A 26,535-nucleotide genomic window follows, 5' to 3' on the forward strand; every position below is an offset into this window, starting at 1 on the left:
CACCGGCCGCACCCAGGGCGGGAAGGCGTAACACCCGAGCAAGGGTGGTGGTGCGCTTCGCGTTGCTGCTGGCGTTGCTGGCGGGGGCTCCGTTCGGGCTGAGCGCCTTCGCGGTGGCCACCCTGACGTTGGGCCTGTGCAACGGGCTGTTCGCCCACGGCCTGGACATCTCCTGGGGGCGGGCGGGGCTGCTCAGCGTGGGGCACGCGTCCTTCTTCGGGCTCGGCGCCTACGCCGTCGCGCTCAGCCAGGGTCACGACTGGCCGCTCGCCGCACTACTGGCGGCGGCCCTGGCGGCGGCCGTGGGCATCGCGGTACTGGTGGTCCGGATCGGACTGGCCTCCCGGGTACCGGACGCGCCGCTCATCCTGCTGACGATCGGGGTGGGCTTGCTGCTCCAGCACGCGGCGACCAGCCTCCCGGATCTGACCGGCGGCACCAACGGACTGTCGGTGAGCAGCCGGGGCGTGGTCTCCGCCTACTACCTGACCCTCCTGGTGGTCGCCGCCGTGGTGGCCGTCACCAGCGTCACCGTGGTGCGCAGCCGATTCGGGGTGCGTCTGATCGCCGCGTCCCGCAATCCCGAGCGCGCCGCCCAAGCCGGTATCGACCCGTCGCGGGTGAGGACCGCGGCGTTCGCCGCCGGCGCGGCCGTGTCGGCGGTCGCGGGCGCCCTGTACGCGCCCGCCGCCGGACTGGTGTCGCCACAGGTCTTCGGACTCGCCATGTCGACCAACGTGCTGGTCTGGCTCGCACTTGGTGGACGCGAGTCGACCGTGGGCCCGTTCCTCGGCGCGATCCTGATCACGGCGGGCGCGCAGACGTTCGGCAGCACCTGGCAGGGCTGGTACGTGCTCGCCCTCGCCGCCCTGTTCGTTCTGGTCGTCCAGGTGGCCCCGGCGGGCCTTGCGGGACTGGCCCGGATATGGACGCGCGGTCCGGCCGTAAGGCTGCCGCCAGCTGCGGCGGCGCCACGGTACCGCGCCCACGAGAACGCCGACGAGGCCGGTGAGGGACCGGCACTCGCACTGACGGGGATCCGCAAGTCCTTCGGCCCAGTGGATGTGCTGCGCGGCGTGGACCTGACGGTCGAGGACGGCCGGTGCGTCTGCCTGATCGGCCCCAACGGCGCGGGCAAGAGCACCCTGCTCGCCGTCGTCGCGGGCCAACTTGCCCCCGACGCGGGCGAGGTGCGGATCTTCGGCACGGACGCCACCGCACAGCCGGTCCATGAACGCGTACGCCTGGGCGTGGGCCGCATGTTCCAGATCCCCAGCGTCCTGACGGCGCTGTCGCCGGCCGACAACATCAGGCTGGCCCGCCTGGACGCGCCGCTCCACGTCGAACTGCCCGCCGAATACGACGACCTGGCTGGCGACGAGACCCGTGAGGCCGGGACCCTGCCGCTGGCCGACCGGCGCCGGCTGGAGCTGGCCATGGTGCTGGCCGGAGCGCCTCGGCTGATGCTGCTCGACGAACCCGCGGCCGGGCTGGGACCCGACGACGCCCGCGCGCTCGTCGACGAGCTGAAGCAGGTCGCACGGCGGACGGGGTGCGCCCTGGTCGTCGTCGAACACGACATGGCGATCGTCCGGGAACTGGCCGACGACGTCGTGGTCCTGCACGAGGGTCAGGTGATCGCCCACGGGCCGATGGACGAGATCGCCGCCGATCCCACGGTGCGCCAGGCCTACCTGGGGGTGAACTGATGACGCTGGAACTCAACGAGCTGGCCGGCGGATACGGGCAGGCCGCCGTCGTCCGCGACGTGACCCTGCGGGTCGCCGAGGGCGAGCGGATCGCCCTGCTGGGGCGCAACGGCACCGGCAAGACCACCCTGCTGCGCACCGTGTTCGGGCTGGCCGACCCGCAGGGCGGCGAGGTGCGCCTGGCCGGACGCCCCGTTCCACGCGGCCGCCCGGACCTGCTCGCCCGTTGGGGCGCGGCGCTGATGCCCGAGGACCGAGGGGTGTTCCCCACCCTCACCGTCGCGGAGAACCTCCGCCTGGCCACGCGCCGGGGCTTCGTCCCCGCGATAGATCCCCACGAGATCTTCCCGCTGCTGGCCGAACGGCGCCGACAGCCCGCCGGAACTCTGTCCGGCGGGCAGAAACAGCAGCTCGGCATCGCCCGGTCGATGCTGTCCGGGCAGTCGCTGATCGTCGTGGACGAGCTCACCCAGGGTCTGCAGCCGTCGCTCGTGCAGCAGGTCCTGGAGGCGATGACCCGTATCGCCGCCACCGGCGTGGCAGTGGTGATGGTCGACCAGCACACCGGGCTGCTCCTCGAGCGCTGTGACCGGGCGGTCGTCCTGCAGGCGGGCCGCGTCGTCTTCGACGGCCCGAGCGGCACGCACAACCGCGAGGAGCTCGACCGGCTGCTCGCCGTCGGCTGACTCCCCGCCCTCTGCAACTCCCCTGACATGACTACAGATTGGAGCCACCATGGACCCGTTCGATTCCGCCATGCGTCTGGCAGAGGCGGTGCGCGAGCGTGAGCTGAGCCCTGTCGAGATCGTCGACACCTATCTGGAGCGCATCGACCGGTTCGATCCCGAGATCGGTGCGTTCGTCTGGCGCAACGACGAAGAGGTCCGCAAGGCCGCCGTGAAAGCCGAACGTGCCGTCATGGAGGGTGGGGACCTGCCCGCCTTCCACGGGGTGCCCATTCCAATCAAGGACCTGAACCTGGTCGCCGGGCAGCCCGCCACGTTCGGCAGCCTCGCGTGCGACGACACGCCCCGCACGGTCACCGACCCCGTTGTGATCAGATTCCTGGACGCCGGGTTCCTGCTGATGGGCAGGACCAGCACCCCGGACATGGGCATGCTGACCGCTGCCGAGAGCTCCCGCTACGGGATCACCCGCAACCCCTGGAACACGGCGTACTCGCCGGGAGGCTCGAGCGGCGGTGCCGCGGCGGCCGTCGCCGCGGGGCTCGCGCCCGTCGCCCACGCCAACGACGGCGGCGGCTCGATCCGGATGCCGTCCTCGTGCTGTGGGCTGGTCGGGCTCAAGCCCAGCCGCGGACGGGTGCCGCAGTACCTGGCGGCCTGGGAACACGCCACGGTCGAGGGAGCGATCACCCGGACGGTGCGGGACGCGGCAGCGCTGCTGGACGTCATGAGCGTGCCGGACAGCCTCGTCATGTACGGCGCACCCGCGTCGGAGCGGCCCTTCTCCGAAGTAGTGGGGCGAAAGTCGCAACCCCTTCGGGTGGGCCTCCTGCTTCAGGCGCCCACCGGACTGCCGGTGGACCCGGAGTGCGTGGCGGCGGCCGAGCGGACCGGCAGACTGCTGGAATCGCTCGGCCACGCGGTCTTCCCGGTGTCGCCGCGCTTCTTCACCGAGGAAGCGGGCCTGGGGTACGCGCAGACCATCCTGGACGGGGCGCTGTGGACCGCGCCCTACGACCGGCCGGAGCTGGCCGAGCCGCACCTACGGCTGCGGATGGAGCGCGCCAAGGCGCGCCACTCGGGCGAGTACACGCGCACAGCGGCCCTGCTGCAGCAGGAGGCCGTGGAGATCCGTGCACAGTGGGGCCGCGACTTCGACGTGCTGCTCACTCCAACCCTCGCCTGCCCGCCCCCTCCTGCCGGGACCTGCCTGGCCGAGGCCAACGCCGATCCGGACGGATTCCGGATGACCGAGAACCAGATGATCTCGTTCACCGCCGTCTGCAACATCACCGGCCTGCCCGCCGTCTCGTTGCCGCTCCACACCTCGCCCGACGGGCTGCCCGTCGGAAGCCAGCTGATCGGCGGGCCCTGGGACGAAGCGACCCTCCTGCGACTGGCCGCCGCCCTCGAAGAGCTGAGCGACTGGACCGTGCGCCGCCCTGCGCGCTTCGGGTGACTCGGGGAGGAGTACGTCCGGTGACTGCACGTCACTGGCAACCGTCAGACGGACAACACCAGCAGCGTCTACTGCAGAGCAGCCGCCGCCCGGTGCTACGGGGGTGTAGTGGCGGCCGGCCGTGCCCTCTCGGGCCGGGTATGTATGAGGGTGCACGCGATGGCGGTGAAGGCCGGGTATCGAAGCGCGGTAGCGGACCGCAGGTCTCGCTCACCGGTAGCGGCGTGCCGAGGAGCCGGTGTGGTGGCCGCCGCCAGGGTGGCCACCACACCGGATGTGTCACATCCAGACACGTCCGATGCTCACCCAGCGGTAATTACCGGCACCCGTGCCCGTGTACCAGCCCACAGGCTGCGAGTTCTGAGTGCTGCTCTCGCAGTGGTAGCCCGAATAGGTCAGTAGGGTGGGAGACGCCTGGGCGGGGTCCACGGTCACTTCGGGGAAGTAGCGGTTCGTGACAGTCGTGCTGTCTGTGGTGAATGACGCGCACTGGCCGTTCACGCTGATGCTGTGGACCTGGCCTCGGGTCCCGTCATTCACGGCCACGCAGGCGGCACCTGCGCCGGCCTGGCACTGGGGCGGCTGGCTCGCCGCCTGGGCCGGGCCGGCGGTCACGGCCAGTGCCGCGACTGCCGCGCCGCCTGCGGCGATCATGCTGATGAGACGCTTCTTCATGAGATGCGTACGCCTTCCATCTTCGACATCGTGGGCGCACGTGAGACGTGCTGCCTGTCCCAGAGGAGAAATGAGTTGATACATCAATGATCCGCTGCGCCTCGGCATCAAGCTCACCAAGTTGACCAGCAATCCCCTTCACGCCGCTCAACTCCCTTTGGAAGTCGACTCATTTGGGCGGGTCGGTAGCCTGGGGTTCGCGGTGTCGGTCGAACGTCTGGTGCCCGCTGAGCTGTGGGAACTCTTCCAGCGGGTGGCGCCTCCCCCTCCGACCCGGCCGCGGGGCGGCGGACGGTGTCGACATGGCGAAGCGACCCTGTCGTCGAGCTGTCCACTCACAGGACTGGTCTCGCCCAGTCAGCTCAGTTCGAACTTCGAGGCGTTCTCGGCCAGCCAGTCGTCGAAGCTCTTCAGCCCCGGATTGATCTCGCGCAGCCGGTTCAGGTCACGGGCGCCGGTGAACTCCTGATCGAAGTCGCCGTAGTACTGGAACATGTTGCCGAGTTCCTCGGCCAACGGAATCTCGAGGGTGCGGAAGAAGTCGTAGGGCACGGACTGGAAGCGCACCGGCTCGCCCAACGCCGCCGCCAGCTTCTCCGCGTACTGCGCACCGGTCAGATGGTCGCCAGCCAGGCCGATGGTCTGGCCGACGAACGGCGCGCCGCCCTTGAGGATGGCGAAGGCCGTCCGGCCAATGTCCGCCACGTCCACTCCGGCCAGGAGCTTGCCTTCCTCCATTGGCAGGCTCAGCGTCAGAACGCCGTCCTCGCCGCGCTGGGGACCGAGGCCCTGCAGGAAGCCCTGAAAGTAGAAGGTCGTGTTGAGGAAGGTGGTCGGCACCCCAGCCTGCCTGAACAGCTCATTGCCCTCACCTTTGATATCGAAGTGCGGCACGTTGTACTTCTCCTGCAGGACCGGCATCCGGTCGTCCTCCAGCGGCAGCAGTTCGCGGGTGTCCTCCAGCGTCGACCAGACCACGTGACTCAGCCCCGTGGCCGCGGCGGCCCGGGCCAGGGCCTGAATCTCCTCCATCTCCTTCGCCGCCGAACCGTGTGCCCAGAAGTTGGTGACGAGGAAGGCACCATAGGCGCCCTCGAACGCCTTGTGCACCGTCGGCTCGTCGTCGAAGTCCGCCCGCACGACCTCCGCCCCGAGCGACGCGAGCTCCCTGGCCGCCGGCGAGTCCGGGTTCCGGGTGAGCGCGCGGACCGTGAAGCCCGACTCCGGATCGGCCAGGATCGCTCGTGCGGCACCGCCACCCTGCGCACCCGTTGCTCCGGCGACTGCGATGACCTTCTTGTTACCCATGACAGGTGTCCTTGTCAGAAGAGGCTCTGGTTGACGTATCAACAACGTAGCGCGAATCGGTTGACCCATCAACTCGATCCGACGAATCCGATGCTCGCCCCGCTCTCGGAACCCCGCCCCCAAGGTCACCTGCAACCACAAGCTCTTCGGCGCCCAGTGGTTCCGCAAGGACGTTCCCGACCCCACCCCCGAGGACGTCCCGTCCCTCATGGGCGTGAACAGTCACGGCACCCACACCGCCACCACCGCCGCCGGCAATTACGACACCCCGGCGGAGGTACCCGGCCTCGGCGTGCGCGGCAAGGTCACCGGTATCGCCCCGGCGGCCCGGGTGGCCGCGTACAAGGCATGCTGGCACGACGGGTGCTGGACCTCGAACACGACGGCGGCCGTCGACAAGGCTGTGGCGGACGGCGTGGACGTCATCAGCTACTCCATCAGCGGGGGCCTCACCACCTCCACCTCCATGGGCGCGATGTTCAATGCCGCGAAGGCGGGCGTGTTCGTCTCCTCCGGCGCCGGCAACTGTGGACAGGGCACGGTGGGGAACACCGCGCCGTGGATCACCACCGTAGCCAGGGAGACGGACGACACCGGCTACACCTCGAACCTGGTCCTGGGCGACGGCCGCCGCTTCCGCCACGACAAGTTGCAGGCCGCGGCCCCCACCGCCCCGCTGGTCGACGCCGGTGACGTGCGCAAGCCGGACGCGGATGCCGCACAGGCCACGCTGTGCGCGCCAGGCACGCTCGATCCCGGCAAGATGAAGGGGAAGATCGTCGTCTGCAACCGGGGCGGCAACCTGTTCTTCGAGGACAAGGTCAAAGCCGCGTGCAGCGTGGCCCTGGCCCTGGCCAACACTGCGACCAGTTCCCAGGACTTCGCCCACTACGTCTTCGGCCTGCCCCTGATCCAGCTGCCCCATGCGGACGCGAAGACTGTCAAGGAGTACGCGGCCGGCTCCGGCGCCACGGGCGAGTTGGTCTCCGCCACCGCCCCGGTCCGCGCTCCGCAGATCACCGCGACCTCCTCCGGTGGCCCCGCCCCATACAGCGGCGGCGACCTGCTCAAGCCGGGCATCGCCGCACCGGGCCGCCTGGTCCTGGCGGGCACCGTGCCCGGCGGGGCCCTCGGGCACCCGGACCGCTTCGGCTTCATGTCGGGCACGTCGATGGCGACGCCGCACATATCCGGCCTCGCGGCCCTGCCACAGTCGGCACCGGGCCTCCAGCCCGATCACGCTGCGCGCCACCCATTTCGCCGCACCGGAGGAGGTCACTCTCGCCGGGGAGAGGTCCACCCAGCTCGCCGTACGGGCGGGCTGGAGCGGTGAACTGACCGCTCGGGCTGAGCTGTACAAGGCCGAAAAGATCACCGGCACCCTCACCGGAGCGGATCAGTCGGGCTCCCCCGCGCCCACCGGTGACGCCGCCGCGAAGATCCCCCTCCACGTCCCGGCGGGCGCCCCGTTCACCCGGATCGCGGTCGACCCGGCGGACCAGCTGCCCGGCAGCGTTGTCTACGTCAACGCCGTCGACCAGAACGGCGTTTCCTTCACCGCCGGGCCGGACAACGGCGCGGAGTACGTCGACGTGCCGCCCGGCGACTACAACGTTTACGTGGTGCAGTACAACACCTCGAACGGCACCAGCAGCCAGCAGCACACGCTGCTTCTGCGGAAGGTGGGCCAGACCACCCCGGCCGTCCGGCCCACCGTCAGCCCCGCCAACCAACCCGTCACCCCAGGCGTCCCGTTCGGGCTGACGGTGGCGTGGCCGGATGCGGCGCGAGGTGAGCGGTACCTCGGCTTCGTCGAGTACGGCGACGGGTCTCGGCCGTAGGCCGCACCGGGCTGGCCGTCACCCCGTAGCACCCGACGACAGCACTGGGCGACCGCCCGTGAACCCGTACGTTCATGGGCGGTTCGCGCCCTCCCGCGCGCGGACTCCGACGGCAGCACGGCGGCGGCCGTCCTGGTCCGACGGACGGCCGGGACCCGGACCACCGTATGGACCAACCGCCTCATTGATGACACATCACATCGATGCGTCAATCACCCTGGCCAACCGACCCCGGGCGGCAAGCCGCGGCGTTCCCGGCATCAGCGGGGATCCGTCTCCAACCGACCCAGGATGCCTTCGCAAAGAACGGTGAGCGCGTTGAGTTCTTCGGGACTGAGAGGGTCGATGACCAGCCAGCGCACGGTGGCAACGTGCTGAGGGGCGGCCGTCTCGATGGCCGCGCGACCCGCGGGGGTAACGACCACGTGGACGCCGCGCCCGTCCTTGGGGCAATCCTCCTGGGTCACCAGGCCGCGTTTGGTCATACGGCGGAGATGATGGGACATGCGACTGCGCTCCCAGTCCACCGCACGGGCCAGTTCCTGGAAGTGCTGCCGGTCGTCGGGCCCCTCAGTGAGAGCCACAAGGACGACGTAGTCCGCGAGGGACAGGCTCCCGCAGTCCTGCAACGCACGTGTCAATGCACCGGGGAGCTTCTGATGTACGCCGACGAAGGCGCGCCAGGCGCGCTGTTCGGGCGGGGTGAGCCAGCGCGATTTCTCTTCCATGTGAACTCACTCTATTCAATGGTTGACATATCATCAAGATCCCACAATGGTTGACACGTCAAATTGATGTATCGAAGGGATGCGACGCAACAACTGCTTACGCGTTCCACGCACTGGAGGAGCTCCCGTGAGCGAGTTCCCGAAGACCGGCCTGGACGCCCTGCTGACCCCCGAGAACAGCGTCCTGGCGCTGATCGACCACCAGCCGTACCAATTCGCCAACCTGCACAGCCACGAGCCGACGATGATCGTCAACAACGCCGTTGGCCTGGCCAAGGCCGCCAAGGGCCACGGCGTGCCGACGATCCTGACCACGGTCGTGGAGGAGCGCGGCGGCCTCATGATGCAGGGCCTCCAGGACGTCTTCCCCGACCAGAAGCCGATCAACAGGACGACCCTGAACACCTGGGAGGACCAGCGCGTGGTGGACGCCGTCAAGGCGAGGACGGAAGAAGCTGATCGTCGCCGGCCTGTACACCGAGATCTGCGTGGCCTTCCCCGCCATACAGGCGGCCGGCGAGGGCTACGAGGTCTACGTCGTCACCGAACCCTGTGGAGGCATGTCGGCAGAGGCCCACGACATGGCCATACGCCGCATGGTCCAGGCCGGGATCACCCCGGTCACGTGGGGAGGCATCATCGGCGAGTGGCAACGACGCGACTGGGCCCGCACCGACATCATCTCGCCCGAGGACCAGATGGCCGTCATGGCTCACGCCGACGGCGGCGGAGTCGCCTTCGCCTGGGAGATGCAGTTCCTCAACACCCCCGTCCCCAACGAGACCCCCGGGATGTAAGAGGCCGGACCGACGCCACCGGGCGGCACCAGCGCCGGTGCCGCCCGTGCTCGGGCGCCGAGACTTTCGCACACCCCTCTCGGCGCGGGTCCGTAGATGGCGCGGTGCCAGGGTGCCATCGACCGGAGTTAGGCACCCCCTGTTCCGCACGGCACCGAACCACACCTGTTCAGTCCGTCGAACCAGAAGGGTGCTGTCATGGCAACCATGCCCGCCGTGCCTCGCGTTGTCCCTCCGAAACTGATCGCGACGGACCTTGACGGCACGCTGCTGCGCAGCGACGGAACGCTGTCGGACCGCACCTGGGCCGCCCTGACGGGCCGAGCAGGCCGGGATCCGCGTGGTGCTGGTCACCCGGCCGTCCGCCACGCCGCGTACCGGAGTTACTGGCCGCCATCGGACCGCATTTCGTCATCGCCACCAACGGCACGGCCGTCTACGCCCCTGCCGGAACCCTGGCGCACATGTCCCCGATCCGGCCCTTGGCAGCCACCCGGCTCATCACTCGCGTGCGCAGGGCGCTGCCCGGCGCCGCTTTCGCCGTCGAGTTGACGGGGACATCGACCACGAACCGGCCTACCCGACCTGGTCGTTCGGGGAAGAGGCCGCGGAACCGATCGGCACCGCGGGGGAACTCCTCACCCGTATCCCGGGCAGGCCGGTGCTGAAGATCCTCGCCTACCACCCGACTCTGCCCCTCGACGACTTCTACGAGCGAGCTCGGCGCACCGCGGGCAGCGCGACGCCAAGACCACCGACTCCACCGGACCGTCACTGGTGGAGTTCAGCGCCCCCCGCATCACCAAAGCCACCACACTGCTCGCATGGAGCGGCCGACTCGGCGTCGGCAGTCGACGAGATCGCCCACCTTCGGCGACATGCCCAACGACCTGCCCATGCTCACCGCGGTGGGTCACTCGTACGCCATGGCCAACGCCCATCCGGACGTGCTGCGGGCCGCGCATCATCGAGCCCTCGCCAACGATGAGGACGGCGTCGCCCAGCTACTGGAACAGTTCGTCGACACACTCGTACGCCGACCGGACCGGCTCATCCCAGGGTCGACCGTCCGGGAGTTTAGCCGGCCGTGACGATGGCCTGGACGAACACCGGCCCGATACCGCGCGAGCGCCGGTGACGGCGGCGATGCGACCGGTGAGAGCAAGTCTCGTCATGTCAGCTCACGGCTGCCGTGGCCGCGTCGCGGTACTGCCGCAGTTCCTGTGTGGCGATGGCCCGCTTGTGGACCTCGTCGGGACCGTCCGCCAGCCGCAACGTCCGCAGCTGCGCGTACATCATGGCCAGCGGGAAGTCGTCGGTCACTCCTGCTCCCCCGTGCACCTGGATCGCTCGGTCGACGATCTTCAACGCGATGTTCGGGGCGGCCACCTTGATGGCCGCGATCTCGGTGCGCGCTTCCTTGTTCCCGACCGTGTCCATCAGATATGCGGCCTTGAGCGTGAGCAGGCGGATCATCTCGATGTCGATGCGCGCTTCCGCTATCCAGTCCTGGATGTTGGACCGGTCGGCAACCGGACGACCGAACGTCACACGTGACTGCGCGCGCCGGCACATCAGCTCCAGCGCCCGCTCGGCCGCGCCGATCGCCCGCATGCAGTGGTGGATACGACCGGGTCCCAGCCGGGCCTGGCTGATTGCGAAACCCTCGCCCTCGCCCTTGAGTACGTCCTTGACTGGCACCCGTACATCGGCGAAGTCGATTTCGGCGTGCCCCTCACGGTCCTGGTAGCCGAACACCGGCAGCCCGCGCATCACCGTGATCCCTGGAGCGTCGATCGGGACGACCATCATCGACTGCTGCCGGTGCGGGGCGGCGGCGGGATCCGTCTTCCCCATGACGATAAGCACCTTGCAGTTGCGGTGCAGGGCGTTCGACGCGAACCACTTACGGCCGTTGAGTAGGTACTCGTCGCCGTCGCGCTCCATGCGCAACTCGATGTTGGTGGCGTCGGAGCTGGCGACACCCGGCTCGGTCATCGCGAACGCCGAGGCCATCGTCCCGTCGAGCAAGGGCTTCAGGTACTTCTCCTTGTGCTCTTCGCTGCCGAAGAGCGTGAGCACCTCCATGTTGCCGGTGTCGGGAGCGTTGCAGTTGCACGCCTCGGAGGCGATGTGGCTGCGACCCATGATCTCCGCCAGCGGCGCGTACTCGAGATTCGTCAGTCCCGGGCCCCACTTGGGGTGCGAGTGGAAGAGATTCCACAGTCCGCGGCCCCGCGCCTCCGCCTTGAGGACCTCGATGATCGGCGGGTGGAAATGCGGATCACCCGACGCGCGCATCTGCTCGTCATACACCTCCTCGGCAGGGTAGACGTGCGAGTCCATGAACTCGAGCAGATCCGCCTCGTACTTCTTCGCTCGATCCGAGGTCTCAAAAAGCGACATATGCACTCCTTACGGGCAGTAAAGGGAAAATCCGGTCGGAGCCTGTCGAAGTGGCCGACCGCGCCTGCGACGAAATCGGGCCCGCGGAAGGCGTCGCCGCGGAGTGTCACCTCGGCATGCGACTCGACAGCGAGGTGAACCGGTCGGGGCGGGGCCGAAGCGAATGTCGCAGTCGAGCGGCGCCACCACGCCGGCCCAACCGTTAACTCGCACGGTTCATGCCTTCGCCGGCAGCGAACTCTGGTGGCGGCGCGTCCCGCGCATCCACCGGTCGTGGTCCGAGCCCTTGCGGCGGTACATCGCCGGACCGTGTGCGTGCGGCAGGATCAGGAAGCACTCGTCCTCGATCGCGACCAGGACGGCGTCGGCGACTTCGGCCGACTTCAGGACGTCACCCACGGTCCTGACGGCCTGCGCCGCCCGAGAGGACTCCTCGAGCGCCGCCCCCGTCGGTGACGATGACGGGTCTTTGTGGAACGTTCACAGGCAACCCTCTCCGGGGCGGGGAGTGCGATACCGGGCATGGATCCCGAGATGGCGTTACCGGCTCTTCTCCCACTCTGTATACTTGAATCTGACGTCAAGTTCAATAGGATTTGTGGGGTAGGGCGCGGTGACCGCCGTCTGTCACCAGGGAGGATGAGCCGCTCCCCGATCAGATCGTCAAGGAGCAGGTACCCGGCGGTGCCGAATGTGATGAGGCAGAGGGGCCGGGCTGCCGGGGATCAGTGGGGGCCGGGGAACCGCAGGGCGTTGGCCCAGAGCCGCGTGACGGTGGACACGAGCTCCTCGAAGTCCACCGGCGGGCCTTCCTCTCTGCCTTCACAGAGCACGAAGGCGTTGTACGCCATGCCACTGACCATGCCCGACAGCGCACGGGAGGCCATCATCGGATCGAGCTCACGATCTGCGGCCCCCCGCGCCTGCAGGTCCACGATGCCGCGTGCGTTGCGGCGGATGAACGCGTCCGCGCGCCGACTTCGGAACTCGCGGAACTCCGGCTCCACCTGGGCGACCTGCTCAAGCAGTGCCATCAGCTTCGCGTTCCGCTGGTACGCCTTGAGATATGCGCGATTGCTGGCCTCAAGTACCGCATAGGGGTCGTCGGTGCCCCGCACCCGATCCATGCCGGGGTGCATCATGTCCTCCTGCGCCTCCAGGAGGACGGCCGCAAGTACCTCTTCCTTGTTGGCGAAGTAGGTGTAGAAGGATCCGGCCGCACATCGAGCCTCTTTGGTGATGTCGGTCAGGCGGGTGTCGAGATAGCCGTCCCGTTCGAACACCTTCCGCGCGGCCTTCACCAAAGCAGCCCGTGTCCGCGCTCCACGCTGCGTCGTGGGCGGCTCGCGAAGTTGCGAGAGGGGCGCCATGGGCGGTGCCGTCTCGCCGTCGATCTCCCCGTGCGCAGTGGTGTCCATCCCCGGAACCCTAATTGAATCCGACGCCATAGTCATAAGCCGGAAATGCCTCATGGGCTGCGGCGGAGGTGGCCAGGGGGACCGTTTCAGTGACGGCGGGCAACATCGCCAAGCGCGGCGTCCCGAGCCTGAGCGGTAGGGCCGATGGACCGCTTGGGGATATCCCGGTCGCGCTCCGGGCCAGCGCGTCAACGAACCGGAAGATGCGCGGGGTCTTGCAGCCGGACAGCTGCTCTCGTGCCCAGCACGACACCTCGGCGGCATCGAGTGCCGAACAGAGCCAGGCGGCGACGAGCCCGGCGACCTCCAAGCCGTAGGGGTCGTCAGGAACGCCGAGCACGGTAAGCCTCGACGATGTCCGGGTGCGCGCAGAGAATCTCCTCGACCTCACCAGGGCAGGCGTTGTAGCCACCACGGATAATCACGTCCGTGTTCCGGTCGACGTGCGGCTTCATCTCGGCGGGTGTGAGTCGTTCCCGCCCGCGTCGTCGCCGCACGCCCGGCAGCTACGCAGCCATGTCTCCCAGGACTGGCCCGCGCGTTTTCCGACGGATATCACCCGCTCGATTCCGAGGGTGGAGCCGTTCCTCACGGTCAAGGCCAGCAGGCCGAGATGGACCGCCATGGTCAGTGCAAGCGCCGCTGAACAGTATCTCCGGCACCGCCGTGGCCTCCCGGTCCGTGGGGGCGAGGATTCGAGGCGATGAGTTGCGGCCGCCTCCCACAGCGGCATGACAAGCGTGTGCCGCGGTTCGGGGCCGACGGGTTCGGCGGACTCGACGGTGGCCGCCACTGTCCCGGCGGGCAAGTCGCAGGGCTCCCTGCGCGACACAAACGGCATGGCACTGGCGCTCCTCTGCGAACGGCAAGATTTATCGGAGGGTCATTCGTCCGCCTACGCGCGCTGGGTGGACTCGATGCGGGGTTCGTCCCGCGAGGTGCCGAGCTTCGTACCCAGCAGGCGGAGGACCTCGCCTTCGCGGGACCGCCGCCGTGTGCGCTGCCTGCCCGAATCAGGGCGAAGTCGCGCAGCGCGGGCAGGAAGTGTTACGTGCAGCGCGCCCAGCACGTTGACCTCGGCGTCGTGGCGGAGCACATCGGGATGGCAGCACCTCGAGGGGGCCTGGGGTGAGGCTGTCGGCGTTGCTGATGAGGACGTCGCGGCCGCCGCCCTTCAGCGCGTCCGACACCTTCGCCGCCCACGCGCTGACCGCACTCTCGTGGGTGATGTCGCCGAGCGTCGCGGTGATCGCTCCGCCGGGACGCTGTTGAGTTCCGACACCACGGGCTGCGACGGCGTGATGCCCCGTGGCCCAGAAATCCCTGGCGGTCGACTTCAGGGTGGTTTCCTGCTTGAGGCAGCCGCCGGTTCCGGTGATCACGGCCGTACGCGCCGTGTGCCGGCTCCGCTGGCGCGGGTGCGCACCGTGATGACGGTCTTGACCTCGTTAGCCCCTCGTACAGTGTCGTTCACGACGGTCGGTGCATCCTCCAGCGGGATCCTGGTGATCGGTGGCGGGGCGACATACCCGCTGACGACGGCTTCCGCGACACGATCGAGGAGGCGGCCCGAGGCCGACAGCACGAAGTTGATCTCGGTGACGCCCACGGCGTCGAGTGCGCCCACATCGGCCACAAACCTCGTCGTGACGGCCGAGCCGCCGGGGCGTACGAGTTTGGCCAGTGAGGCGAAGCGGTCCGTGTCGCTCGCGGTGTCGATCAGCGCGTGGATGCCGTCGGGACTGGCCCGCTGCACCGCCTCCGGCACGGCAAGGGTCGTAGGGTCGATGATCTCGGCGGCGCCGTAGCGGCGCATCCGTTCGGAGGCGCTGTCCGGGGCGACGGCAATGACGTGCGCGCCGGCCCTGGCCGCGAACTGGGTCGCCATGGAGCCGACTCCGCCGCGGGCGCCCACGACGAGGACCGTCCTGCCGTCGAGCGGCCCCAGCATGGTCGTCAGGGCGAGACCGGTCATGCCGATCGTCGGCAGTGCCGCCGCCACGTCCAGGTGCATGGCCTTCGGCACCCGGGCGAGCGGCGCGTCCTCGTCGACGGCGACGTACTCCGCGTACGTTCCCGTCGACCCGATTGGAGGGATCATCAGCTGCCCGAAGACCACGTCCCCCGGAGCGAACCTGGTCGTGCCCTCGCCGACGGTTTCCACGATGCCTGCGCCATCGGTGCCCAGCACCATGGGGAACGTGCCGGGGAACATGATGCGCCAGTCGCCGCGCGCGAGCCGGCCGTCGATGGGGTTGACGGCCGCGGTCCGCAGCCTGATCAGCACTTGTCGGGGTCCTGGTTGTGGTGTGGGCACCTCGCCCAGAACCGGCGTCTGTCCGTAGTCGTTCACGATCACCGCACGCATGGCTCTCCTCGCGGACGGGTGGGGGCCGTCCTCGCGGGAAAGTCTCGTCCCGGCAGCGAGGCACTCGTATCAGCCAGTGCACAGTGCGGATGGCCAGTCATGATCAATCGACCGCCGCCGGGCGCCTCCCGCCGTCAAAGACCGGCAGGACACCAACTCCTGGGGCATCAGCACGAAGAATCGCATCGACCAGGCCGTCGGGGCGTTGGCAGGTGTCCGTTCCCGTGACATCCTCCTGGGGTTTCGGCCACCCGGTCGCGCCGGCAACGACTCAGGAAGCTACTTGCCGTCGTCCGGCAGTACGGCGTCGAGCTGACCGCGTGCGCTGATGCCGAGCTTCATGAAGACCTTGCGCAGGTGGTACTGCACGGTACGCGCGCTGATGAACAACCGGGCACCGATCTCCGCGTTCGAGAGGCCCGCACGGGCGAGGCGGGCGATCTGGACCTCCTGCGGCGTGAGCTGTTTCCTGGTGTCGTCGGTGCGCTTGCGAGCGGTGGCCCCGGTGGCGAGCAACTCACGCCGTGCACGGTCGGCATAGGCATCCGCTCCCATCGTCGCCAGCATGCCGTGCGCGGTGGACAGTTGCTCCCGCGCATCGGCCCGCCGCTTCTCGCGGCGCAGCCATTCGCCGTACAGCAGGTGCGCTCGGGCGACTTCCACCCGGACGCGGGTACGGGCGAGGCGCTCGATCGACTCCCGGTAGAAGCCCTCGGCGTCGCTTCCGTGCGCGAGGAAGGCGCGCAGCCGGGCCTCGATCCCGAGCGACCAGTCCGCGGGCACGGTCCGCGTGCGATCGGACAGCCATCCGAGTACGTCGTCCACGACTCCTCGGTCACCGGTGCGGGCCGCCGCCTCCGCCAGTTCGGGCACGACGAACGGTCCCAGTCCGCACAGGTCGTGCTCGAACACCTCCCGGGCGGCGCTGAGCGCCTCACCGTGGCGGCCGCGTCCGTTGTGGAGCACCGCGCTCATACAGCCCACGTACGGCGTGACCGCATCGGTCCCCCGTCCGATCGCCGCCCGGCGGCTCGTTTCGGCGAGCTCCCACACCCGTCCCTCCTGCCCGCGCCACGCCGCCAGCATCATCTCGGGAAACGGAAAGTACGGGTTGCCCGTCGTCTCGGTGAGAATGCAGTACTCCGAGATCAGCTCTCCCGCGCTCGCGAACTCCCCGGCGAGAACCTGCCCAAGGCCCAGGACATTGAGCGCGACCCGCAACTGCCCCATCGCACCCGTGCCGCGAGCGGCCCGGGCCTGGCGCGTGGCGATCGTGAACGACGCCTCCGCGTCCCACATTTCCATGGCGAGGACGGTTGCCGCCCTGCCGTTCACGAGCCGACCCAAGTCGCCGCCCGGGCCGCTGATCATGCTCAGTGCCTCGGCGAGCATCGGCCCTGCGACCTCGTACCCTTTCGTGGCCCGCGCCACCAAAGCGTCGAGCAACACGTCGACGGCGCGCCGCGGTTCGGGTGAAGCGGCAGGCGCGTTGCGCGCAGCCTCCAGGACCGTGAAAAAGCTGTTCGAGCCGTCCGGAGCGGCGCTCAGCCCGGCCGCCACGAGCGCCTCCAAGTAGATCTCGCGTGTCAGAGCGGGATCGAACGCTTCCATGCGCTGAGCCGCGCCGTGGAGGATCAGGGCCGCCTCGGGCATGCGTTGCTGCTCCAGCACGATCCGGCCGCGCAGGTGCTCCGCCTGGGCCGTCCTTACGGCGTCTTCCGGACCCGCATCGGCCGCTTCCAGGAGCCTCAGCGCGTCGTCGGGGGCGTCGGCATCGAGCTTGGCGCAGGCCGCCGTGAGCATGCGCTGCGCGCGGCGCGCGGGATCCGGTGTCAGGACCGCGGCGCGTTCGAGGAACGCCGCCGTCGCGGTGAGGCCACCGCGTGCCAGCGCACGGTCGGCGGAACGCCCGAGTTCCTCGGCGACGTCCTCGTCGGGCCCCGTCGCGGCCAGGGCGCGATGCCAGGCGCGGCGGTCGGGATCCTGCTCCGGATCGGTGGCCTCCGCCAGTGCGCGGTGCGCCTCCCGGATCTCCTGCTGTGAAGAGGAGCTCATCAGCGCCGAGCGGACCAGCGGGTGCCGGAACCGCACATGGGGGCGGACCTCGATCAGGCCGGTCTCCATCACGCCGGCTACCGTCTCGCACGGGATGCCGAGGTGCGTGGCCGCGCGGACCAGCAGCGTCAGATCGCCGACGGAGTCGACGGCCGCGAGGAGCAGCAGACGCCGGCGCTCGGCCGGGAGGACGTCGATCCGACGCCGGAAGCTCTCCTCGATCTTCTTCGACAAGGGCGTGGCACCGCGCCGTATCCCGAGGCCGCCGGCAATCTCCGCCGGCGACATTCCCCGCAGCAGTTCCAGCAGGGCCAGCGGGTTGCCGCGGGTCTCGCTGATGACCTGATCGCGAATCCGTTCGTCCAGCGGTCCGGTACCCACCGAGTCGAGCAGCATGCGGGCGTCCTCGTCCTCCAGACCCTCGACTGCGAGTTGCGGCAGATCCGCGAGGTCCCGGCTCGGCCGCCGGGTGGCGAAGACGAGTCCGACCGACTCTCGCTCCAGGCGGCGGGCGACGAACGCGAGCACCTGCGCCGAGGCTCGATCGAGCCACTGCTCGTCGTCGATGACACAGATCAAGGGCTCTTCCTCGGCGACATCGGCGAGCAGGCCCAGGACGGCCAGGCCTCCGAAGAAGCGATTCGGCGCCTTGCCCGGGCTGATCCCGAAGAACGTGCGCAGGGCGTCGCGCTGCGGAGCCGGCAGGCGGTCCAGCCGGTCCAGCATGGGCGCCAGCAGTTGGTGCAGCGCGGCGAACGGCAGATCCATCTCAGCCTGGACACCGGTGGCGCGCACGATGCGGACACCCGATGTTTCGTCGACCAGCCAGTCCAACAGCGCCGTCTTGCCGACTCCCGGCTCACCACTGACGACAAGGGCCCGGCTCTTCCCCTCGCGAACGGCGTCCACGAGGGCTCTGAGGTCCGTGCGCTCACGACGTCGGCCTATCAGCCGTGTACAACTGCGTCCCAGAACCGGACGGAAGTCCCCTGATGTTGTTGACGCGTCTCCCACGCCACCCAACATACCTTGGCCCAAGGCATAGTGTCGGATGCCCATCCCTCATGACCAGCCAGGACTTGTCCCGGACAATCAGGGCGGAACGGTCGCGCGGGCACCGGTCGACGCCGGGCGTGCGGTGCGGCGCAGCACCTCTGCCCCCGATAGAGAAGTGGGCGCCATACATCGGACCTGTTGCGGTGCTCCGGAACCCACAAGCAGCACCCGCGTCACACTCACCACCATCCGCGGCTGCCGCGTGCAGAGCCCTGCCTTCGGCCGCCACTGTCACATGCACCCAGCCGCAGCCCCTCAACCTGCGCGTCCGCGCCAACCCCTGAGGCACCGCGCCCGCGCCGACAACCTGTTGACGCATCACCTATGAGGTGCTTGACTTGAATAACAGGTCAATGCCACGGGGTTGTGCGGAGACACATGATGCAGGCACAGCAGCAGAACTCGCGCCGAACCGTCGCCCGGATCGAGGACAGGATCCATCTCGGTCCGGACGCTCAGGTCGACGACAAAAGCCTGATGTTCTCTCCGCAGAACCCGGCACTGACCGACCCTTTCCTCGTGCTGGTCGAGGACCTGTTCTCGGAGCCCGGCTTCGAGTGGCACCCGCACCGGGGCCTGGAGACGGTGACGCTGGTACGGGACGGGGTACTGGAGCACGGCGACAGCATCGGGAACAGCGGCACACTGACCACCGGAGACATCCAGTGGATGACCGCCGGTCGCGGGATCATCCACCGCGAGCTCGCCTTCCGCAACGAACGCGCACACATACTGCAGTTGTGGGTCAACCTGCCGGCCGACACGAAGATGGTCGACAGCCGCTACCAGGACCTGCTTGCCACGGGCCGACCGACCATCGACCATGACGGCGCCCACATCGACCTCATCTCCGGTGCCACCGGCGGCCTGACCGGCCCGGCACTGACTCATTGGCCGATCTCCGGCTCAGCGATCACCATGGAACCCGGCCGGAACCTCGATCACGTCCTGCCCGGCCAGGACAGAGCATTCTTCACCGTACTCGCCGGCGCCGTGAGCATCGCCGGGCGCACCGTGACCGCGGGTCAGACGGCCTGGTCCGATCCTCTGCCGGACGCGGACCTGTCCGTCATCGACCTGCGGACCGGTGACGGCGACACCCACAGCGAGGTTCTGACCTTCAGTGGGCCACCCATCCGACAGCCCGTCGCGATGGGCGGACCCATGGTCATGAACACCCGGGCCGAGATCGAGCAGGCGTTCCGCGACTTCCACACCGGCAGGTTCGGCGCCGTCCCGCGCCAGGCCCGGCTGCAGTACCGATGACTTCAGGAGTCCATCTCGGCGCAGCTTGTCAGCAAGGCGCTACCGGAACAGCACACGGGGCGCATCCTCCGCTGTCGCCCTGAGTCCCGCGCTCGCCGGTCCACGAGCGCTGGACTTCGCCCCACCGGGCCTCAGCAGGCTGTTGCGGCACTGTGCAGGTTCTTCGCAGCCAGGGCGAGCCCTTCGGTCTGGGAGTAGGCGGCGTCCTCATGCTGGATGTTCACCGCCATGTCCGGGTCGATCTCGGCGAACGCGCGCAGGACGCCGGTGGCGTGAGTGGTGTTGTGGCTCCGCTTACCATCGCGAGCAGTGCCGACGAGGACCACACCAAGCGGCCAAACGGATCGGTGAAGACCGCTGCGACAAAGCGCCACGAGCCCTGAATCGGGTATGGAACGTGATCGTGGAGATCTCCAACTACTCGAAAATAGACAGCGGTTGGGACGCCCTTGAAGGACTATCAGACTTGAAAGCGGGCCGCCGCATCCGGGGCTGGTCCGCCCGCGCGCATCGCCACGGCGATGCCGGAGGGGGATATCTGAGTGAACCTTCGAAGAACCATCGCCGTCCTGTTCGGTGTGGCACTGTCGGTTCTCGGGCTCGTGACGCCGGTCGGCGCGCAACCGATGCAGACCGGAGTCTCGACCACCTACCAGATCAACGCTCGGCACGATGGCAGTCTCGTCGATACCGCTGTAGGCGCGCCGCCGCTCAGCCAGAAGTGGTCCCGCGACCTGGGCGGGAACGTCTCCTACCCCATCGTGGCCGACGGCCGTGTCTTCGCCACCGCTGCCTCGCCGAATGAGTACGGCACCACCCTCTACGCCATTGACGCGGCCACGGGCCAGAACGCCTGGGCGCCCGTGGACCTCGGTGGCACCTACTGGTGGTCCGCGCTCGCCTACGGGGGCGGTCGACTTTACGCCCAGAACTACGACGGCGTGCTGACAGCATTCAACCCGGCCAGCGGAAAGGAGATCTGGACCGTCACGCTGCCCGGCCAGTACTCCTTCACCTCGCCGCCCACCTTCGCCGGTGGCGTGGTGTACACGGGTGGCGCCGGCTCCGGCGGCACCTTGTACGCGGTGGACGCTGCCAGCGGTGCGGTGCTCTGGACCCAGCCTGTCGCCAATGGGGACAACAGCTCGCCTGCCGTCACGGCCAACGGAGTTTACGTCTCGTATACCTGCGAGCAGACATACGCCTTCGCCCCCAAGTCAGGCAACCCGATCTGGCACCACGAGACGGACTGCTCCGGCGGAGGCGGCCGCACCCCTGTTCTCGCCGACGGCGGTGTCTGGGTTCGCGACGATGCCGGGATGATCCCCTCAGTCCTCAATGCCGCCGACGGGAAGATCCGCGGCAATTACGAAGCCGCAGGTTGGTCGCCGGCACCGGCCTTCGACGGCCGCCAGGGCTACTTCGTTGATGACGGTGTCCTTCAGGAGCGACACAGCCGCACTCTGGCCACTCGCTGGAAGTTCGAGGGCGACGGCCAGATCAGCACGGCTCCGATCGTCGTCAACGGCTACGTCTACGTCGGCTCGCGAAGCGGTCAACTGTGGGCGCTCAACGGTGCCACTGGTCAGTCTGTCTGGTCCACTGACGTCGGCGCGTCGATCAACGAGCCCGACGAGCACAACGTGTCCGAGCCGCTGACCGGTCTCGGTGCGGGCGGCGGTCTCGTGGTGGTTCCGGCCACCAACCTGCTGGTCGCGTACGGGCAGTGAGCAGCGGGGGTGGCCGCCTGTCTCGGCGGCCACCCCCTTTACTCGGACCTCGCGTGAACGACGGAGGATGGCGGCGGATGCCGAGGCGTTCCAGCACCGTGGTGGTGGCGCGCTGTCCCCACTCGGTGATCTCGGTGATGGTCCGGGCGCCGGAGACGACTGCGCAGGCGCAGATCAGCAGCAAGCCGACCAGGGGTTATCACCGCCCGCGACGCGAACGCGGGTCGGGGACGCGCCGCAGGTGGGCGCGCAGGCGGCCGGTGCCGTGCTGGTGAATGGGGCCCAGTTTCGCCAGGGCGGCAGGGACCGGGGAGGATGGAGCGGCAGGCACGGGACCTCGATGTGATCAGCTGGCGTAGACACCCTGATGATCACCGGTCTCGTGCCTGTCCTGTTGCGGCGTCAACTCCCGCCGGGTACGGACGATCTACGCGATCCCGGAACTTGCAACCGCCCTGTGGGCTCACTGGTCTGCGTGATGATGGCCCGACTTGAGTGCGAGTTCTGTCTCCGGTCGATCGCTGCTGGGATAGTTGCCGGACGCCCGAGCAAAGGGCCGCATGTGGCGGCACGACCCGAACAAGCGGCCCAAGGTGTTCGGCGACGCCCTTGTGTCCTGCGTCGGCTCGCTGGCCATCGTCGGCTGAAGGTTCCCGACGTGCAGATGGAACTCGGCCAGGACGAGCCCGAGCCGGAAACAGAAGGGCCCGGTTAGCCGCTGGGTACGGTGGCCCTTTTCTGACCGGCCGAAGGTACCTAGCGCGAGGCAACTGAACGTCTGCCAGCGCATCGACCTGTGCTGATGCTGCCTGACGTCACTCCGCGTGCGCTACCGTCCTCCCGCAGTGCACACGACCAAGGGAGGACCGTGCCACTACCGATCACGCGGGGGCTCGGCTGGCTGTGAGCACAACCGCGGACCACCCGCTTCGTCATCTCAGCCGGCCGTCCCCTCGGCTTCGTCATTTTCGGCCTCGGCTTGTGGCTCGACTCTATCGACTGGTGGTCTCGGCATGCCTACCTCCTGAATGTCGTTTCGGGCCTGACTGGGGTGTGCTTCGGCGTACCCTCCGCCGTAGTCGAGCTGGATTACCTGAACAGGGCTCAGGAGGGGCCCGTCAGACGGAACGAGCCCGCGCCGCATCGGAGCTCAAGCCATCGAGTTCAGGAGCTCCCTGCTCTCGGCTTCTGCGGGGCGAAGCCTCACGGACTTGATCACCACGTCGGAGTCCCTGCGCTACCAGGTCAACGACATCCGCCTCATGCATGACGACGACCCTGCGCGACGGGATGCAATCGCCACGGTGATAGCCGGTTTCGACACGCTGATGCCCAGCAGGGGTGGGCCGCCGCGCACGTCTCCAGAGGCGTTCGTGATCCGCAGCGGTGACCTGAGCTTCATGATGGAGGTGGCGGACCCAGGTAGAGACCCGCTGGGAGGCGCTCTCCGTCGGAGGGCGTCCCGAGCTGACGAGCCGGTAGAACTCTTCGGTGCCGATGCGGTGGGAGCGTTCGACCTTGCCGTTCAGGCGCGGGGTGCGGGGTTTGATGTAGGTGCGGGCGATGCCCTTGTCAAGGACGTGCCAGTGGAAGGCGGTCTGGAACTCGGCGCCGTTGTCGGTCTGGATGACCTTGACCTGGAACGGCAGGCGCTGGATGACGTAGTCGACAAACTGGATGGCGGTGGCTTGGTTGAGCGTCGGGTAGATCCGCAGCACCCGCAGCCTGGTGCGGTCGTCGATCGCGGTGAACTGGAAGTACTTGTTGCGTCCGCCGCGGCGGCCCTGGGGCATCGAGGTGAGGGGCTCTATGAACTTCACGTCGATCTGCACGCGATGGCCGGGCAGTTGCTTCTCATAGCGCTTCCAGCGGCGGTCGTGGCGCTTGTAGCGCTGGGAGGCCGGCAGGCGGCCCATGTCCAGTCGGTTGAGGATGCGCCATACGCCGGACTTGCTGATGGTGACGTCATGGTACCGCTTGAGGTACATGGCGATCTTCTCGAGCCCGAATTGGCGCAGGGGGAGCCCCCTTTGCTTCCTCAGGTCCGTCGTGCGGTGCCGATCCCTGTCCAGTCAACGGGGATCACTCCTACACGCCTTGCCGCGAGGTTGCGCCAAACACTCCGTCTCGTCGGCGCACTCCCGGACCCGTCTCGCTCCGCGCGGATCGAGACTCTGGTGCCACGGCACCGAATCCTCTTCTCGCGCTCTCGCCGGCCTCTCGCTCTGCGCGGCGTGGAGGGCTATCGGGGCACGGAGGCATGCCGCTTCTAGAGTGCTGGTCTCGCTTCCGATGTGATGGCCAGCAGCGGGCGGGTGTAGCTCACCGCCAAACCCGATCGTGTCGTCAGAATCTTTCGCTTCAGTCGTAATTCCCATTGCGCACTTTCCATGCTCGCTGCCGTACACACGGCTGCCTGTGCTCCCTGAAAGCAACACCTGGATGCAGACGCGAAATGGACCAGGCCGATTTCTGGCGCTGCCGCAAATCGAAAGAAGATCTCCATAACCTGGATGGGAAATTCGCTGATGTGGGCCATGCGACCGTCAGGGGCCTGGGTTGGCTCGTCCTCGCGTTCTCGCGCGAGGCGGTTCATCACGTTGCTCGTCGGGTCCAGGCGAATCGGGAGAATGTCGGTTGTCAGGATCACTTCTTCACCGGATGCCGATCGGCGAGGTGTCCTTGGATGCCCCTCGTAAAGGCCGGCCACGACCCCGGCCGCACCGTGGTCCTCCGTCACGAACAGCCACCTCGGCAACGGCACCGAAGGCGCACTCGGCTCGGTGGCCCAGAGGCTGCCGATCGCTCCATCGTTCGCAGGAACCCGGATCACGCCCACCCTCCTCGTGGTCGAGAATCGCGGGCTCAAGGTTCCGGCGGCTTGGGCGACTTGGCCGTGCCGGGGTTTTCGTGTAGGAGGAGGGCGGGCGCCTCCGCTACCCAGCAAGGAGGGCTGGTCGGTCCGGTCCGTGCAGGACTCCCGCGACCCAGCGAACCGGAGCCTTGACCGGGAACAACGTGACGCGCACGCGGAAGTCGAGCAAGATCTCCTTGCGGGCCTGAACGTCGGGAGCGGCGCGCCAACGATCGGCGACCGTCTGGCCGGTAGGCCGTTGAACCATCCCTGGCGGCCGTTGCGGCTCGAGCTCCAGTGCGGCCAATTCCTGTCCCAGCACTGCGTACTGCTTGCGGAACCACTCCGCGTCGTCCGGGCTGTCGTACAGCCCGGCCTGTCGATCGAGGCGGAGTCGCTCTCTGCTCGCCCGGAGTTCCGCAATGCGCTCTGCCACCCCGTTACCGGGGTCGTAGACCGTCTCGAGGATCATTCCATCCCCGAATGTCTCCAGGAACCACGCTTCGACAGCCTCGTCCAACAGGGTGGTACGAATGAGCGGCGCGGGTCGGCAGTGCTGCGCGTTCTTCCATCCCTTGTTGCGAGCAGTACATGAGTACCGAGGTGGCAGGCGTGCAGAGGTGTAGGTGAACAGCCGATTCCGGCAGTTGCCGCACAAAGCGATCTCAGTGAGAAGGCACGGTCGATTCGAACGTCGGCTCGGCATCTGGCGGGAGAAGAGCGCCTTCTTCAAGGCATCGTGGGTCCTGCGATCCCACAGTCCCTCGCAGAGGCGGACTGGTTCGCCCTGCCGGTCGATAACCGGCTTACCGTTGTGCATGAGGTAGCCCAAAGCCGCCTCCGACAGGAGCATGGCGCTCAGGCTCTGCGGATACCAAGGTCAACCGCGGGCGGGCCTTCCATACATCACCGCGAGGTGATCTTCCGGTGCCAGCTCACCCTCACGGTTGAGGCGAGCGGCTTCGCTGCTCGGTGTGATGCTCTCCGGATCGGCGAGGATTCGGCGAGCCACGTTCCGAATCACGGCCGCCGCGTGCGGATGGAGTTCAACGCGGTCGACCTTGCCGCCCATGACGGTACGGATGTGCTGGAAGCCGTACGAGGGTTTCTGTTTCGTACGCCCAGCAGCCCGCATCTTGACCGTCGCATCGCGGTTCCGGCGTTGGATCGCCCGGAGTTCCATCTGGGCGCCCCACGCCTCGATCGTGAAGCGGTTCTCGTCGGCCGGATCATCTAGGTTCCACGGACCGTCGTGGCCCTACGTGACGAGCATTTTCTTCTCGCCACGCATCTTGTAGCCGGTGTTCAGGCAGTCGACGACGTTCCTGCCGAGTCGGTCGACGGCTGCCGCGACCAGTCCGTCGTAGGGACCCCGCTCATCACGCAGCCAAGGCCCCAGCTTGGGACGTGTCATGGGGTCGGTCGCACCCGAGACTTCCCAGTCGTCGGCCCAGCCGATGATGTGGCCCCCGACCGCCTTGGCCGCGGCGAGGATGTCCTCCATCTGGCGTTCCGGGGAGGACGTGGCAGCCTTCACACGCGACAGGCGCCGCACTCCCAGCAGGCACTTTCCGCATCCGTCGTAGGTTTGTTCGGTCTCGTCCCAGATGACATGTGGCATCGCCAACTCCTGATTCGCACGCAGCGTAAGGAGATTTGGCGGCCACCCCCAGGACGATCTTGCTCATCCCAGGAAGCTCAACCTCACATGACGGTTGGCATTAGAGATGTTGGTGTCGACCAGACACACCGACTGCCAAGTCCCCAGCTCCAGCCGCCCGCCCACCACCGGCAGCGTCGCGTGCGGCGGCACGAGGGCCGGGAGTACGTGGTCGCGGCCGTGGCCGGGCGTGCCGTGGCGGTGCTGCCAGCGGTCGTCGGAGGGGAGCAGGGTGTGCAGCGCCGCGAGGAGGTCGTCGTCGCTACCGGCGCCCGTCTCGATGACGGCGATTCCGGCGGTGGCGTGCGGGACGAAGATGTTGAGGAGGCCGTCCCGGCCGGCCGCCGCCTCCCTCAGGAAGGTCTCGCAGTCGCGGGTGAGGTCGACGACCGTCTCCTCGGTGCCGGAGACGATGTTCAGGACGCGCGTGGTGAAGGCATCGGACATGTGCCCATCATCGCGCGGTCGCCGGAAGCCGCACCCGGCCGGGCTCCCGCCCCTTGATACGAGTGGTCCACT

The 26,535-nt window shown here is 68.2% G+C and carries 23 protein-coding genes and 1 pseudogene; 10 read left to right on the plus strand and 14 right to left on the minus strand.

Translation table 11 applies throughout. The annotated features are described in order from the left end of the window. The first annotated feature begins 44 nt into the window (after nt 1–44). The 3 genes from ACFYXF_RS47045 to ACFYXF_RS47055 all read left to right on the plus strand — a co-directional run bounded on the left by ACFYXF_RS47045 (nt 45) and on the right by ACFYXF_RS47055 (nt 3,854). On the plus strand, nt 45–1,709 hold the full coding sequence (locus ACFYXF_RS47045) for an ATP-binding cassette domain-containing protein (RefSeq protein WP_389359627.1): 1,665 nt from the start codon (nt 45–47) through the stop codon (nt 1,707–1,709). Next, nucleotides 1,709–2,395, plus strand: a complete 687-nt coding sequence (locus ACFYXF_RS47050) for an ABC transporter ATP-binding protein (protein ID WP_389359629.1) — start codon at nt 1,709–1,711, stop codon at nt 2,393–2,395. The genes ACFYXF_RS47045 and ACFYXF_RS47050 overlap by 1 nt, the downstream gene beginning before the upstream one ends. Before the next feature lie 70 nt (nt 2,396–2,465). Beyond that, nucleotides 2,466–3,854: an amidase gene (locus ACFYXF_RS47055; protein ID WP_389359631.1), complete on the plus strand. Its 1,389-nt coding sequence runs from the start codon at nt 2,466–2,468 to the stop codon at nt 3,852–3,854. A gap of 279 nt (nt 3,855–4,133) precedes the next feature. Here ACFYXF_RS47055 and ACFYXF_RS47060 read toward each other — a convergent pair whose 3' ends face one another. Further along, on the minus strand, nt 4,134–4,529 hold the full coding sequence (locus ACFYXF_RS47060) for a hypothetical protein (RefSeq protein ID WP_389359633.1): 396 nt from the start codon (nt 4,527–4,529) through the stop codon (nt 4,134–4,136). A 357-nt stretch (nt 4,530–4,886) separates the two neighbouring features. After that, nucleotides 4,887–5,906 (minus strand): NmrA/HSCARG family protein, encoded by a 1,020-nt coding sequence (locus ACFYXF_RS47065; RefSeq protein WP_389359635.1) that lies wholly within the window; start codon nt 5,904–5,906, stop codon nt 4,887–4,889. A gap of 139 nt (nt 5,907–6,045) precedes the next feature. Here ACFYXF_RS47065 and ACFYXF_RS47070 point away from each other — a divergent pair, with 139 nt between their 5' ends. Together ACFYXF_RS47070 and ACFYXF_RS47075 are read left to right on the plus strand one after the other, a co-directional pair. Then, nucleotides 6,046–7,170 (plus strand): S8 family serine peptidase, encoded by a 1,125-nt coding sequence (locus tag ACFYXF_RS47070; protein ID WP_389359637.1) that lies wholly within the window; start codon nt 6,046–6,048, stop codon nt 7,168–7,170. Nucleotides 7,171–7,456: 286 nt separating this feature from the next. Beyond that, nucleotides 7,457–7,678 carry a hypothetical protein gene (locus tag ACFYXF_RS47075; protein WP_389359639.1) on the plus strand — a complete coding sequence of 74 codons (222 nt, stop codon included), beginning with the start codon at nt 7,457–7,459 and terminating at the stop codon, nt 7,676–7,678. Nucleotides 7,679–7,938: 260 nt separating this feature from the next. Here the strand turns inward: ACFYXF_RS47075 and ACFYXF_RS47080 are convergent, their stop codons facing one another. Next, nucleotides 7,939–8,406 carry a MarR family winged helix-turn-helix transcriptional regulator gene (locus tag ACFYXF_RS47080; RefSeq protein ID WP_389359641.1) on the minus strand — a complete coding sequence of 156 codons (468 nt, stop codon included), beginning with the start codon at nt 8,404–8,406 and terminating at the stop codon, nt 7,939–7,941. 79 nt (nt 8,407–8,485) lie between these two features. Between ACFYXF_RS47080 and ACFYXF_RS47085 the strand changes: the two are divergent. Beyond that, nucleotides 8,486–9,203: pseudogene (locus ACFYXF_RS47085) on the plus strand (hydrolase). 824 nt (nt 9,204–10,027) lie between these two features. After that, nucleotides 10,028–10,294 (plus strand): HAD family hydrolase, encoded by a 267-nt coding sequence (locus tag ACFYXF_RS47090; protein ID WP_389359643.1) that lies wholly within the window; start codon nt 10,028–10,030, stop codon nt 10,292–10,294. An 85-nt stretch (nt 10,295–10,379) separates the two neighbouring features. Here ACFYXF_RS47090 and ACFYXF_RS47095 read toward each other — a convergent pair whose 3' ends face one another. From ACFYXF_RS47095 to ACFYXF_RS47115, 5 genes are all read right to left on the minus strand, one after another. Next, nucleotides 10,380–11,609, minus strand: a complete 1,230-nt coding sequence (locus tag ACFYXF_RS47095; RefSeq protein WP_389359645.1) for an acyl-CoA dehydrogenase family protein — start codon at nt 11,607–11,609, stop codon at nt 10,380–10,382. Nucleotides 11,610–11,825: 216 nt separating this feature from the next. Next, nucleotides 11,826–12,008 (minus strand): hypothetical protein, encoded by a 183-nt coding sequence (locus tag ACFYXF_RS47100; RefSeq protein WP_389359647.1) that lies wholly within the window; start codon nt 12,006–12,008, stop codon nt 11,826–11,828. A gap of 326 nt (nt 12,009–12,334) precedes the next feature. Continuing rightward, nucleotides 12,335–13,027: a TetR/AcrR family transcriptional regulator gene (locus tag ACFYXF_RS47105; RefSeq protein WP_389359649.1), complete on the minus strand. Its 693-nt coding sequence runs from the start codon at nt 13,025–13,027 to the stop codon at nt 12,335–12,337. A 1,378-nt stretch (nt 13,028–14,405) separates the two neighbouring features. After that, nucleotides 14,406–15,395 carry an NADP-dependent oxidoreductase gene (locus ACFYXF_RS47110; protein ID WP_389359651.1) on the minus strand — a complete coding sequence of 330 codons (990 nt, stop codon included), beginning with the start codon at nt 15,393–15,395 and terminating at the stop codon, nt 14,406–14,408. Between the two features lie 279 nt (nt 15,396–15,674). Further along, on the minus strand, nt 15,675–18,509 hold the full coding sequence (locus tag ACFYXF_RS47115) for an AAA family ATPase (protein ID WP_389359653.1): 2,835 nt from the start codon (nt 18,507–18,509) through the stop codon (nt 15,675–15,677). Between the two features lie 375 nt (nt 18,510–18,884). Between ACFYXF_RS47115 and ACFYXF_RS47120 the strand changes: the two genes are divergently transcribed. Continuing rightward, nucleotides 18,885–19,772, plus strand: coding sequence for a pirin family protein (locus ACFYXF_RS47120; RefSeq protein ID WP_389359654.1), 888 nt, complete (start codon nt 18,885–18,887; stop codon nt 19,770–19,772). Nucleotides 19,773–19,903: 131 nt separating this feature from the next. Here ACFYXF_RS47120 and ACFYXF_RS47125 read toward each other — a convergent pair whose 3' ends face one another. Then, on the minus strand, nt 19,904–20,098 hold the full coding sequence (locus ACFYXF_RS47125) for a hypothetical protein (RefSeq protein ID WP_389359656.1): 195 nt from the start codon (nt 20,096–20,098) through the stop codon (nt 19,904–19,906). Between the two features lie 216 nt (nt 20,099–20,314). Between ACFYXF_RS47125 and ACFYXF_RS47130 the strand changes: the two genes are divergently transcribed. Continuing rightward, a complete protein-coding gene (locus ACFYXF_RS47130; protein WP_389359658.1) occupies nt 20,315–21,502 on the plus strand; it encodes a PQQ-binding-like beta-propeller repeat protein in 1,188 nt (395 codons plus the stop codon). Nucleotides 21,503–22,620: 1,118 nt separating this feature from the next. On the opposite strand, the gene ACFYXF_RS47135 is transcribed toward ACFYXF_RS47130, so the two are convergent. The 3 genes from ACFYXF_RS47135 to ACFYXF_RS47145 form a co-directional block, all read right to left on the minus strand. Then, nucleotides 22,621–23,490 carry a hypothetical protein gene (locus ACFYXF_RS47135; RefSeq protein WP_389359660.1) on the minus strand — a complete coding sequence of 290 codons (870 nt, stop codon included), beginning with the start codon at nt 23,488–23,490 and terminating at the stop codon, nt 22,621–22,623. Nucleotides 23,491–23,771: 281 nt separating this feature from the next. Further along, the gene (locus ACFYXF_RS47140; RefSeq protein WP_389359662.1) at nt 23,772–24,242 is read right to left on the minus strand and encodes a hypothetical protein; all 471 of its coding nucleotides are present in this window, start codon (nt 24,240–24,242) and stop codon (nt 23,772–23,774) included. 196 nt (nt 24,243–24,438) lie between these two features. Further along, on the minus strand, nt 24,439–25,209 hold the full coding sequence (locus ACFYXF_RS47145) for a zinc ribbon domain-containing protein (protein ID WP_389359664.1): 771 nt from the start codon (nt 25,207–25,209) through the stop codon (nt 24,439–24,441). A gap of 63 nt (nt 25,210–25,272) precedes the next feature. On the opposite strand from ACFYXF_RS47145, the gene ACFYXF_RS47150 reads away from it, so the two are divergent. Next, a complete protein-coding gene (locus ACFYXF_RS47150; RefSeq protein WP_389359666.1) occupies nt 25,273–25,593 on the plus strand; it encodes a hypothetical protein in 321 nt (106 codons plus the stop codon). A 21-nt stretch (nt 25,594–25,614) separates the two neighbouring features. Here ACFYXF_RS47150 and ACFYXF_RS47155 read toward each other — a convergent pair whose 3' ends face one another. Together ACFYXF_RS47155 and ACFYXF_RS47160 are read right to left on the minus strand one after the other, a co-directional pair. Then, entirely contained in the window at nt 25,615–25,977 is a 363-nt protein-coding gene (locus ACFYXF_RS47155) for a recombinase family protein (RefSeq protein ID WP_389359668.1), read from the minus strand. Between the two features lie 63 nt (nt 25,978–26,040). Continuing rightward, nucleotides 26,041–26,463 carry a secondary thiamine-phosphate synthase enzyme YjbQ gene (locus ACFYXF_RS47160; protein WP_389359670.1) on the minus strand — a complete coding sequence of 141 codons (423 nt, stop codon included), beginning with the start codon at nt 26,461–26,463 and terminating at the stop codon, nt 26,041–26,043. Nucleotides 26,464–26,535 lie beyond the last annotated feature (72 nt).

It is taken from the genome of Streptomyces sp. NPDC002680 (assembly GCF_042889145.1).
GTDB lineage: Bacteria > Actinomycetota > Actinomycetes > Streptomycetales > Streptomycetaceae > Streptomyces > Streptomyces adonidis.

Coding starts and splice junctions, on each gene's coding strand:
- ACFYXF_RS47155 (WP_389359668.1), bottom strand. CDS start 25,977: ATGCCACATGTCATCTGGGACGAGACCGAACAAACCTACGACGGATGC.
- ACFYXF_RS47060 (WP_389359633.1), bottom strand. CDS start 4,529: ATGAAGAAGCGTCTCATCAGCATGATCGCCGCAGGCGGCGCGGCAGTC.
- ACFYXF_RS47050 (WP_389359629.1), top strand. CDS start 1,709: ATGACGCTGGAACTCAACGAGCTGGCCGGCGGATACGGGCAGGCCGCC.
- ACFYXF_RS47145 (WP_389359664.1), bottom strand. CDS start 25,209: ATGCTCCTGTCGGAGGCGGCTTTGGGCTACCTCATGCACAACGGTAAG.
- ACFYXF_RS47135 (WP_389359660.1), bottom strand. CDS start 23,490: ATGTACCTCAAGCGGTACCATGACGTCACCATCAGCAAGTCCGGCGTA.
- ACFYXF_RS47160 (WP_389359670.1), bottom strand. CDS start 26,463: ATGTCCGATGCCTTCACCACGCGCGTCCTGAACATCGTCTCCGGCACC.
- ACFYXF_RS47090 (WP_389359643.1), top strand. CDS start 10,028: ATGGAGCGGCCGACTCGGCGTCGGCAGTCGACGAGATCGCCCACCTTC.
- ACFYXF_RS47120 (WP_389359654.1), top strand. CDS start 18,885: ATGATGCAGGCACAGCAGCAGAACTCGCGCCGAACCGTCGCCCGGATC.
- ACFYXF_RS47105 (WP_389359649.1), bottom strand. CDS start 13,027: ATGGACACCACTGCGCACGGGGAGATCGACGGCGAGACGGCACCGCCC.
- ACFYXF_RS47065 (WP_389359635.1), bottom strand. CDS start 5,906: ATGGGTCAACCGATTCGCGCTACGTTGTTGATACGTCAACCAGAGCCT.
- ACFYXF_RS47055 (WP_389359631.1), top strand. CDS start 2,466: ATGCGTCTGGCAGAGGCGGTGCGCGAGCGTGAGCTGAGCCCTGTCGAG.
- ACFYXF_RS47110 (WP_389359651.1), bottom strand. CDS start 15,395: ATGCGTGCGGTGATCGTGAACGACTACGGACAGACGCCGGTTCTGGGC.
- ACFYXF_RS47095 (WP_389359645.1), bottom strand. CDS start 11,609: ATGTCGCTTTTTGAGACCTCGGATCGAGCGAAGAAGTACGAGGCGGAT.
- ACFYXF_RS47070 (WP_389359637.1), top strand. CDS start 6,046: ATGGGCGTGAACAGTCACGGCACCCACACCGCCACCACCGCCGCCGGC.
- ACFYXF_RS47115 (WP_389359653.1), bottom strand. CDS start 18,509: ATGGGCATCCGACACTATGCCTTGGGCCAAGGTATGTTGGGTGGCGTG.
- ACFYXF_RS47080 (WP_389359641.1), bottom strand. CDS start 8,406: ATGGAAGAGAAATCGCGCTGGCTCACCCCGCCCGAACAGCGCGCCTGG.